This window comes from Pseudomonas brassicacearum (genome assembly GCF_918698105.1).
GTDB classification, from domain to species: Bacteria; Pseudomonadota; Gammaproteobacteria; order Pseudomonadales; family Pseudomonadaceae; genus Aquipseudomonas; species Aquipseudomonas brassicacearum_F.
In genome coordinates this window covers 22,786-32,331 of the sequence record NZ_CAKKMI010000070.1, presented here as the reverse complement: position 1 = coordinate 32,331, position 9,546 = coordinate 22,786, and the positions used below count along the sequence as shown (strand labels likewise).

At 60.7% G+C, this 9,546-nt stretch carries 8 protein-coding genes; 5 read left to right on the top strand and 3 right to left on the bottom strand.

The genetic code is table 11. The features are described from left to right. Positions 1–252: 252 nt before the first annotated feature. Positions 253–3,099, bottom strand: coding sequence for an RNA polymerase-associated protein RapA (rapA, locus tag LQ215_RS23015; protein ID WP_230152716.1), 2,847 nt, complete (start codon positions 3,097–3,099; stop codon positions 253–255). 228 nt (positions 3,100–3,327) lie between these two features. On the opposite strand from rapA, the gene LQ215_RS23010 reads away from it, so the two are divergent. The 3 genes from LQ215_RS23010 (at position 3,328) to ccoM (ending at position 4,186) form a co-directional block, all read left to right on the top strand. After that, positions 3,328–3,669: an aspartate-semialdehyde dehydrogenase gene (locus LQ215_RS23010; RefSeq protein ID WP_230152715.1), complete on the top strand. Its 342-nt coding sequence runs from the start codon at positions 3,328–3,330 to the stop codon at positions 3,667–3,669. Positions 3,670–3,763: 94 nt separating this feature from the next. After that, positions 3,764–3,925, top strand: coding sequence for a hypothetical protein (locus LQ215_RS23005; RefSeq protein WP_003198631.1), 162 nt, complete (start codon positions 3,764–3,766; stop codon positions 3,923–3,925). A 144-nt stretch (positions 3,926–4,069) separates the two neighbouring features. Beyond that, positions 4,070–4,186: a cytochrome c oxidase subunit CcoM gene (gene ccoM, locus LQ215_RS29550; protein WP_014336959.1), complete on the top strand. Its 117-nt coding sequence runs from the start codon at positions 4,070–4,072 to the stop codon at positions 4,184–4,186. 255 nt (positions 4,187–4,441) lie between these two features. Here ccoM and LQ215_RS23000 read toward each other — a convergent pair whose 3' ends face one another. Together LQ215_RS23000 and LQ215_RS22995 are read right to left on the bottom strand one after the other, a co-directional pair. Further along, complete coding sequence (locus LQ215_RS23000) at positions 4,442–5,917, bottom strand: inorganic phosphate transporter (RefSeq protein WP_230152714.1); 1,476 nt, start codon at positions 5,915–5,917, stop codon at positions 4,442–4,444. Positions 5,918–6,282: 365 nt separating this feature from the next. Further along, positions 6,283–6,483: a hypothetical protein gene (locus LQ215_RS22995; protein ID WP_003198635.1), complete on the bottom strand. Its 201-nt coding sequence runs from the start codon at positions 6,481–6,483 to the stop codon at positions 6,283–6,285. 567 nt (positions 6,484–7,050) lie between these two features. Between LQ215_RS22995 and pcaR the strand changes: the two genes are divergently transcribed. Together pcaR and LQ215_RS22985 are read left to right on the top strand one after the other, a co-directional pair. Then, positions 7,051–7,893, top strand: a complete 843-nt coding sequence (gene pcaR / locus LQ215_RS22990; protein WP_003184507.1) for a pca regulon transcriptional regulator PcaR — start codon at positions 7,051–7,053, stop codon at positions 7,891–7,893. 141 nt (positions 7,894–8,034) lie between these two features. Continuing rightward, on the top strand, positions 8,035–9,381 hold the full coding sequence (locus LQ215_RS22985; protein ID WP_230152713.1) for an MFS transporter: 1,347 nt from the start codon (positions 8,035–8,037) through the stop codon (positions 9,379–9,381). Positions 9,382–9,546 lie beyond the last annotated feature (165 nt).

The following is a 9,546-nucleotide window of genomic DNA, read 5'->3' as shown; positions in this document are numbered from 1 at the left end:
GTGGGCATCCCGGCATGGATGCCGGGATAGCCGCGCTGGGCCATGGATGGCCCTTCGCGGCGGGCCCACGGAGCAATGCCGGAGTGAGGGCACACCGAGCCTAAGCGAGGTGCCAAGTGGTGGGGCAGAAGCGCTTTGGTTACTTTCGCGCTTTTCGAAAGTGACCCGCCGTAAGGGCGGAACCGCCAGCCGCCGTTACCGCAGCAACGGATATACACCCGATAAAACCACCACGACGGACCCCCGCCAAACTCACCCCGCCACCAACACCCGAATCGCCTCCAAACGCAACGCGGCCTTCTCAAGCATCGCCAGCCCTTGCTCGCGTTGTTGACGCAGGGCCACCAGTTCGCTGTCGCGCACGGTCGGGTTGACCGCTTGCAGGGCGGTCAGGCGGGCCAGTTCCTCGTCGGTATCGGCGGCCAGGCGGCGCTGGGCCTCGGCCACGCGTTCGGCGTGACGCGGGGCGATCTTTTCTTCGCCGGCATTGATCCGTGGCGTGAGCTGGTCGCGCTGGGCCTGGATGAACTTGTTAGCGCTGGCGCGTGGCACGCTTTCGAGCTGGTCGTTCAAGGTTTCGAACGAGACGCGGGCGGCCAGGTCGTTGCCGTTGGTGTCCAGCAGGCAGCGCAGGGCGGCCGGCGGCAGGTAGCGGCCCAGTTGCAGCGAGCGCGGGGCCACGACTTCACTGACGTAGAGCAATTCCAGCAACACGGTGCCGGGTTTGAGGGCCTTGTTCTTGATCAGCGCCACGGCGGTGTTGCCCATGGAACCGGACAGCACCAGGTCCATGCCGCCTTGCACCATCGGGTGCTCCCAGGTGATGAACTGCATGTCTTCGCGCGACAGCGCCTGGTTACGATCGTAGGTGATGGTCACGCCTTCGTCGTCGCCCAGCGGGAAGCTGGCGTCGAGCATTTTTTCGCTGGGCTTGAGGATCAGCGCATTTTCCGAATGGTCCTCGCTGTCGATACCAAAGGCGTCGAACAGGGTTTCCATGTAGATCGGCAGGGCAAACTGGTCGTCCTGCTCGAGAATGGCTTCCACCAGTGCATCGCCTTCACCAGCACCGCCGGAGTTGAGCTCCAGCAAACGGTCGCGACCGGTGTGCAGCTCGGCTTCCAGGCGCTCGCGTTCGGTGCGGGCCTCGTCGATCAGCGCTTGCCACTGGCCATCGTCGGCTTCTTCCAGCAATGGCAGCAGGCGCGGGCCGAACCGGTGCTGCAAGGCGTTGCCGGTCGGGCAGGTGTTGAGGAAGGCATTCAGGGCTTCGTGATACCACTGGAACAGCCGCGCTTGCGGGCTGGTTTCCAGATAAGGCACATGCAGTTCGATGACGTGCTTCTGGCCGATCCGGTCCAGACGGCCGATGCGCTGTTCGAGCAGGTCCGGGTGCGCCGGCAGATCGAACAGCACCAGATGATGGGCGAACTGGAAGTTGCGCCCCTCACTGCCGATTTCCGAGCAGATCAGCACCTGGGCACCAAACTCTTCATCGGCGAAATAAGCCGCCGCGCGGTCGCGCTCCAGGATGTTCATGCCTTCGTGGAACACCGTGGCCGGGATGCCGGAACGCACGCGCAGGGCGTCTTCCAGGTCCATGGCGGTTTCGGCGTGGGCACAGATCACCAGCACCTTGGTGCGCTTAAGCATCTTCAGGGTGTCGATCAGCCACTCGACCCGTGGGTCGAAACGCCACCAGCGTTCTTCTTCGCTGGCGTCCGGTTGGGCCTGGAAGCTGACTTCCGGGTACAGCTCGGGGTGATCGCCCAGGGGCAACTCGAGGTACTCGTCCGGGCACGGCAGCGGGTAGGCGTGCAGCTTGCGCTCGGGGAAGCCCTGCACAGCGGCGCGGGTGTTGCGAAACAGCACGCGGCCGGTGCCGTGGCGGTCCAGCAGTTCACGCACCAGGCGGGCACTGGCTTCGACATCGCCATCATTGACCGCGGTCAGCAGCGCTTCGCCTTCATTACCCAGGAAACCCTGGATGGTCTTGTGGGCCTCAGGCGAAAGACGGCCTTTGTCCAGTAGCTCCTGCACGGCTTCGGCCACTGGGCGATAGTTTTCGCTCTCGGCGCGGAAGGCCTTGAGGTCGTGGAAGCGATTCGGGTCCAACAGGCGCAGGCGAGCGAAGTGGCTGTCCTGGCCCAGTTGTTCCGGGGTCGCGGTCAGCAGCAGCACGCCCGGGATCGTCTCGGCGAGTTGTTCGACCAGCGCGTACTGTGGGCTGACCTGGTCTTCGTGCCACACCAGGTGATGGGCCTCGTCGACCACCATCAGGTCCCAGCCGGCGGCGAACAGTGCATCTTGGGCCTTCTCGTCGTCCACCAGCCACTCCAGCGCCACCAGGGCCAGTTGAGTGTCTTCGAACGGGTTGCTGGCATCGCTTTCAATGAAGCGTTCTTCGTCGAACAGCGCGACTTGCAAGTTGAAGCGCCGGCGCATTTCCACCAGCCATTGGTGCTGGAGGTTTTCCGGCACCAGGATCAGGACGCGGTTGGCGCGGCCGGACAGCAGTTGACGATGGATGACCAGGCCGGCCTCGATGGTCTTGCCCAGGCCCACTTCGTCCGCCAGCAACACCCGTGGCGCAATGCGGTCGGCCACTTCACGGGCAATGTGCAATTGGTGGGCGATGGGCTGGGCACGGACGCCGCCCAGGCCCCAAAGCGAAGACTGTAACTGGCGGCTGGTGTGTTCCAGGGTGTGGTAGCGCAGGGAGAACCAGGCCAACGGGTCGATCTGGCCGGCGAACAGACGGTCGCTCGCCAGGCGGAACTGGATAAAGTTCGACAGTTGGGTTTCCGGCAGGGTGACGACTTCGTTCTGCCCGTTGAGGCCGTGGTAGACCAGCAGCCCGTCGACGTCATCGACTTCGCGCACGGTCATTTTCCAGCCTTCGAAGTGAGTGATCACATCGCCCGGCGAAAACCGTACACGGGTGAGCGGCGCATTCCGTAGCGCGTACTGGCGAGTGTCGCCAGTGGCCGGATAGAGCACGGTCAACAAGCGGCCGTCCTGTGCCAGAACGGTGCCTAAACCCAGCTCGGCTTCGCTGTCACTGATCCAGCGTTGCCCCGGTTGATACTGCTGCGCCATGCTGCCTGACTCCCGCCTTGAAAAAGCCGGTTATCTTAACGGAAGGATCCTTCAGACCAAAGGATTTACGTACGCTGATTCGTCTCGATGGCACGGAACTTACGCTTGCCCAGCGATCAAACAAGCTCGGCCCTGGTGATCGCTGCAATGCCAACTGGGTCACAAGTTTCAGACCGGCGGTTCAAGCTGCCACTTTCCCAGCCGACAACCTGAAGACAGGAGACCTTTATGTTGCCACCCATGCTCCCTTTGAGCGCCGTACCCATCACCGCTCAACAGGATCCGGTTCGCCAGCGACCGGACATACCGCCCGTGGTCCCGGTGCAGCAAAGCTCCAACGAAAGCACCATCGACCTGCAAAACCGCGACCCGGAAGAGGCCGCGCTGCTGCTGCGCGAGGAACAGCGTCGTCGGCAGGAGCGCGACAAGCGCCACCGCGAGGCCAATGAAGACCCTGAAGAACACCTGGCTGTACCGGGTACCGAACTCAACGCCGACAACACCGTGCCGGTGGTGCCGCTGATAGACGAAGAGTCGCGCCAAGGCTTGTGGGTCGATATCCAGATCTGATTCAGGCGTTTGCCGACGTCCGCAGGCTGGTCAACGCCGCCAACAGCCCGCATCATGGGCGCATCCGCAATTCACTGCACGATGCCCACACGCCATGAGCCAAGACGACAAGCTGATCGACCTCAGTGCCGAGCGCGCCAAGCGCGTTCACGACCTCAACGAAAAACGCCTCAATGAAGTTCGCCAGGCTTTCGAGCAGGCCATGCCGTTGGGCAAGCCGAAGAAAAAGTCGAAAAACAAACCGAAAAAGCGCTGAACCCCCTCGATCCATTGATGTAGATCAGTTATTTCCCCACCTTTTCGCCCCGTTGCGAGCGTTATTGACCCCGGTCAATTTTCATCCAGGCCTGATTGGTTAACTTGAACCCATCGCAACAGGGGCAAGACCAGGAGGCCAGTCATGTTTTTCGATAATGTGGTGTTTGCCGGGGTGTTGACGGTCGGCCTCATGGTCGTGTTTTTCGCAGGCTTTGGATTATTCATCTGGAAAGACGCACACAAGCGGAAAAAACCGTAGGTCTTTCCGGCTACAACGAGCACGCAAGGCATTTTGGGCGACTTCGGTCGCCCTTTTTTTTGTTCGTGATTCTCCAGCCAGATACCAATCAACTGTGGGAGCGAGCTTGCTCGCGATAGCGGTATGTCTGTAGATGCATGTGTTGACTGACCCACCGCCATCGCGAGCAAGCTCGCTCCCACAGGTGTCTGACGTCAGGGCATAAAAAAAGGTGCGAACCGCAAGGATCGCACCTTCTTTTTCGAGCCGCTGGAATCAGCTGCCCAGCGCCTTGGACGCCAGCCAGAACAGCCCGGCCGACAGCGCCACCGTTGCTGGTAGGGTCAACACCCAGGCCAGCAGGATATTGCGCACGGTGCCACCTTGCAGGCCGCTCTTGTTCGCGACCATGGTGCCGGCCACGCCCGAGGACAGGACGTGGGTGGTGGAAACCGGCAGGCTGAAGATGTTCGCCATGCCGATCATGCACGCGGTGGTGATTTGCGCCGACATGCCTTGGGCGTAGGTCATGCCTTGCTTGCCGATCTTCTCGCCGATGGTCAGTACCACACGCTTCCAGCCGACCATGGTGCCCAGGCCCAGTGCCAGGGCAACCGCCAGGATCACCCAGAACGGTGCGTACTCGGTGGTGCCGGTCAGGTCCTTGCGCAGCTTGTTCAGGTCGTCTTTTTCACGGGCGGCCAGGCCTGGCAGCTTGCCGACCTTCTTCGCCGTGTCATCCAGGCAGAGCAGGTAGCGACGTACTTCAATACGGCTTTCCGACGGCAGCGAATGGTAGTCGGCCACGCCCTTGAGGGTGTTGAGCAGGGCATCGATGGTGGGTTCGGTCTGCTGCGGGTTGCAACGGAATTTTTCCGGCAGATCGCCTTCCACGCTCTTGCCCAGCGCCAGGAATTCACCCAGGGATTCGTTGTTGCGCTGGTAGAACTGGCTCAGGTGCAAGGTCGCGTCGCGGGTCCGCTCGATCTGATACGTGGTGCTGCTCAGGTCGAGTACGAACTGCGAAGGCACGATACCGATCAGCACCAGCATGATCAGGCCGATACCTTTCTGGCCGTCGTTGGAGCCGTGGACGAAGCTGACGGCCATGGCCGAAATTACCAGTACCAGGCGATTCCAGAACGGCGGGTGCTTCTTGTCGTCGATCTTGCGGCGCTGTTCCGGTGTCTTGTGCATCTTCGACAGCGGACGCCACCATTTCAGGCCGATCAGCACCAGGGCGGCGATCAGGAAGCCGGCCATGGGCGAGAACACCAGGGAGGCGCCGATATCGATCGCCTTCTGCCAGTTCACCCCATCGGCCAACGGGATATCGTTGATCAACGCGTTGGCCAGGCCCACGCCGAGGATCGAGCCGATCAATGTGTGGGAACTGGATGCCGGGATACCGAAGTACCAGGTGCCCAGGTTCCAGGTAATGGCCGCTGCGAGCAGCGAAAACACCATGGCCAGACCGTGTCCGGTATTCACATTGATCAGCAGCTCCACGGGCAGCAGGTGAACGATGGCATACGCCACCCCCACACCGCCCAGCAGCACGCCGAGGAAATTGAACACCCCGGAAAAGAACACCGCCAGATGAGGCGGCATGGCTTTGGTGTAGATAACAGTGGCAACCGCGTTAGCGGTGTCATGAAAGCCGTTGATGAACTCGAAGGCGAGGACAAAAGCCAGGGCGAGCAAGAGGCTCACAAGCACCCAAGCATCCAGTCCGCTGAATAAATCGATCATGAAGGTTTTCTGACCCGGTCATAAGGGGGCGCGATTATGCCAGAAAACCATGGCAATCGATGCATTGCCTGCTCATCGGCAACATTCTTCAACGAAATAATTTGTAGGAATGCCTCTGGCGCGAGGTTTTCCGTGGGGCGCGTAACCCTTTGATTCGGGGGCGCAAAGCGTGCCGGAAGCGGATCGTCGCCCGCTGTGGAGCACTTCGAGCGGTTGTATGAAATATCTGAAAAGAAGGTCGGCCACGACCCTTTCCGGCCGTCGGACGGGAGCGGATGGCGGCCCGCTCATGGCGGGCGTGCGCTGCGGTTTCCGGCCTGGGTGGCGGCCGGAGACCTCCTCACAAGAACATCAGGCCCGGAGCGTCACTGCTCTTCGGCTTTGAGTTCTTTTTCCATTTTCTGGAGTTCCTGGGTGAAGGCCTGGTCCTGAACGGTGGCGCGCTTACGCCAGGGTTTGCGTTCCGGTTCAGGTTGCGCGGCGTAGGTGGTGATTTCCCCGCCGTAAACTTCCTTGTAACGTTGTTCCTGGCGCTCAAGTTCCGCGCGCAGTTCGTCTTTCGTCACAGTTATACCTAATTAATTGAAATTGAATCTGGTGATACGCACTGCATGTAGACATGCAGACGGCCACGGCACCAGAGCTGACAGCTGACGTAGCATCAGGGCTTCGTGTTGTTGCCAATACAGGGGAAGCGACCCTAAAGGTGCTTCGGGCGCCAGGGCCTTGACCAAGGTGCCGGCGTACGGGAGCGGTCGATTGGCCGTACCGTCGCTGAATTGCATTATAGCGGTCCAGCTGAATAACACTATGGGGAAATATTTAAAGGGGCCTGTTGTTGTGTGAATCGATGTTTGTATGTGCAAACTTGTGTCAATCAGGTTTCAGAAGAGCCTTGCTAATGCCGATATGCTGATGCCGTTCAAGGCGACAAGTTCAATATCGCCGACGCCGTCACGTCACTCACGCCCAACTTGTTATCGAGCGTTCGACGGCTGGCGAACTCATGATACCGGGCAGGATTGCGATTATCGGTTGTCGGTTCGATAATCGCACGTTGTTGGCGATCAGACCCTTGTCTGTCCGTCGGACAGCCGCTTGTAATAGCCGTTATTCCCGGGGAAGGACCAGACATGAACGACCAATTGCGCAATGCCTTCACTTCCGTCGCGCCACCGATCGTCGCCTCGCCGGCCAAGCGGATCCAGGCCCTGACCGGCGATCCCGATTTCATGACCTCCCTGGCCCGTGGATTGGCCGTGGTTCAAGCCTTCCAGGAGCGCAAGCGACACCTGACCATCGCCCAGATCAGCCATCGTACGGAAATCCCTCGCGCCGCCGTCAGGCGTTGCCTGCATACCTTGATCAAGCTTGGCTACGCCACCACGGACGGACGCACCTATTCGCTGCTGCCCAAAGTGCTGACCCTGGGGCACGCCTACCTGTCCTCCACGCCCCTGGCCGTTTCTGCCCAGCCGTACCTGGACCGCATGAGCGAACAATTGCACGAAGCCTGCAACATGGCGACGCTCGAAGGCGACGACATCCTCTATATCGCCCGGTCAGCCACCACCCAGCGCCTGATTTCGGTCGATCTGTCGGTCGGCGGGCGTCTGCCAGCCTATTGCACCTCGATGGGCAGGATTCTCCTGGCGGCCCTGGATGATGCTTCGCTGCGCGACTACCTAGACCATGCCGACCTGCAAGCCAAGACCAGCCGCACCTTGCACACCCCCGAGGCATTGCTTGAATGCCTGCAACAGGTGCGGCAGCAAGGCTGGTGCATCGTCGACCAGGAACTGGAACAAGGCCTGCGTTCGATTGCCGTGCCGGTGTACGACGCTTCCGGTCAGGTGGTGGCCGCGCTCAACGTCAGTACCCATGCTGGGCGGGTCAGCCGCAATGAGCTGGAACAGCGTTTCCTGCCAGGCCTGCTGGGGGCCAGTCGCGATTTGAGCGCGCAGCTGTTCACTTAAGCTGTTCGATAAACGCACACAGTCGGCGGCGATGAATTGACGGTATTTGCCTGCGCTCATTAATGTCGCGCAGCGTCATCCCGGCGTATTTCGCCGGTCCCTGATCGTTCGCCTGCGTTTATCGTGTGGAATAAAAATAAAATGAATCAGCCCCAGACCTCCGTAGGCAACTGCCTCGATGTGCAATCCTTCATCAATGCCCAACCCATTTCGCGCTACCAGTGGCGGGTGGTAATCCTTTGTTTCCTGATTGTGTTCCTCGACGGCCTCGATACCGCGGCCATGGGCTTCATCGCCCCGGCGCTGTCCCAGGACTGGGGCATCGATCGCGCCAGCCTTGGCCCAGTGATGAGTGCCGCGCTGATCGGCATGGTGTTCGGTGCACTGGGCTCAGGGCCGCTGGCTGACCGCTTCGGGCGAAAAGTCGTACTGGTGGGCGCGGTCCTGCTGTTCGGCGCGTTCAGCCTGGCGTCGGCCTACAGCTCCAACGTCGATCAATTGCTGGTATTGCGTTTCCTGACTGGCCTGGGATTGGGCGCCGGGATGCCGAACGCCACCACCTTGCTCTCGGAATACACCCCGGAACGCAAGAAATCCCTGTTGGTGACCAGCATGTTCTGCGGCTTCAACCTGGGCATGGCCGGCGGCGGGTTTATCTCCGCCAAGCTGATACCGGCGTTCGGTTGGCACAGCCTGCTGCTGATTGGCGGGATCCTGCCGTTGATCCTGGCGGTCGTGTTGCTGTTCTGGCTGCCGGAGTCGGCGCGTTACCTGGTGGTGCGTAACCGCGGCACCGACAAGGTGCGCAAGACCCTGGCACCCATCGAGCCACATACCGTGGCCCAAGCGGCGAGTTTCAGTGTACCGGAACAGAAAACCGTAAAAGCCCGCAACGTGCTGGTGGTGATTTTCTCCGGCACCTACAGCGCCGGCACCTTGCTGCTGTGGCTGACCTATTTCATGGGCCTGGTGATCGTCTACCTGTTGACCAGTTGGCTGCCGACCCTGATGCGCGACAGCGGCGCGAGCATGGAGCAGGCAGCGTTTATCGGTGCGCTGTTCCAATTCGGTGGTGTGTTGAGCGCCGTCTTCGTGGGTTGGGCGATGGACCGGTTCAATCCGCACAAGGTCATCGGCATTTTCTATCTGATGGCCGGGTTGTTTGCCTACGCAGTAGGGCAGAGCCTGGGCAACATCACCTTGCTCGCCACCCTGGTGCTGGTGGCGGGCATGTGCGTCAACGGTGCGCAATCGGCGATGCCTTCCCTGGCCGCGCGTTTCTACCCGACCCAGGGCAGGGCCACCGGTGTCTCGTGGATGCTGGGCATCGGCCGCTTCGGCGCCATCCTCGGCGCCTGGATGGGCGCGACCCTGCTGGGCCTGGGCTGGAACTTCGAACAGGTCCTGACCGCCCTGGTGATCCCGGCCGCCTTGGCGACCACGGCGGTGGTGATCAAGGGCATGGTCAGTCATGCGGATGCGACCTGAGCCAACGGCATAAACTTGTGAGAAGACAAATCTGAGGGCAGGCAGGCTCCCACAGGGTTCTGTGTACTTGGGCAAATCGATAGCCAAACAACAATCTGTTCGATAAACGAACACTCAGTCGATTATCGGATTGTTTGGCTTTTTCCCCAGGCTTAATCTTCAGTC

What these genes read in the sequence shown, in the direction of transcription:
- rapA (WP_230152716.1), bottom strand. Translation starts at nt 3,099, where the DNA reads ATGGCGCAGCAGTATCAACCGGGGCAACGCTGGATCAGTGACAGCGAA.
- LQ215_RS23010 (WP_230152715.1), top strand. Translation starts at nt 3,328, where the DNA reads ATGTTGCCACCCATGCTCCCTTTGAGCGCCGTACCCATCACCGCTCAA.
- LQ215_RS23005 (WP_003198631.1), top strand. Translation starts at nt 3,764, where the DNA reads ATGAGCCAAGACGACAAGCTGATCGACCTCAGTGCCGAGCGCGCCAAG.
- ccoM (WP_014336959.1), top strand. Translation starts at nt 4,070, where the DNA reads ATGTTTTTCGATAATGTGGTGTTTGCCGGGGTGTTGACGGTCGGCCTC.
- LQ215_RS23000 (WP_230152714.1), bottom strand. Translation starts at nt 5,917, where the DNA reads ATGATCGATTTATTCAGCGGACTGGATGCTTGGGTGCTTGTGAGCCTC.
- pcaR (WP_003184507.1), top strand. Translation starts at nt 7,051, where the DNA reads ATGAACGACCAATTGCGCAATGCCTTCACTTCCGTCGCGCCACCGATC.
- LQ215_RS22985 (WP_230152713.1), top strand. Translation starts at nt 8,035, where the DNA reads ATGAATCAGCCCCAGACCTCCGTAGGCAACTGCCTCGATGTGCAATCC.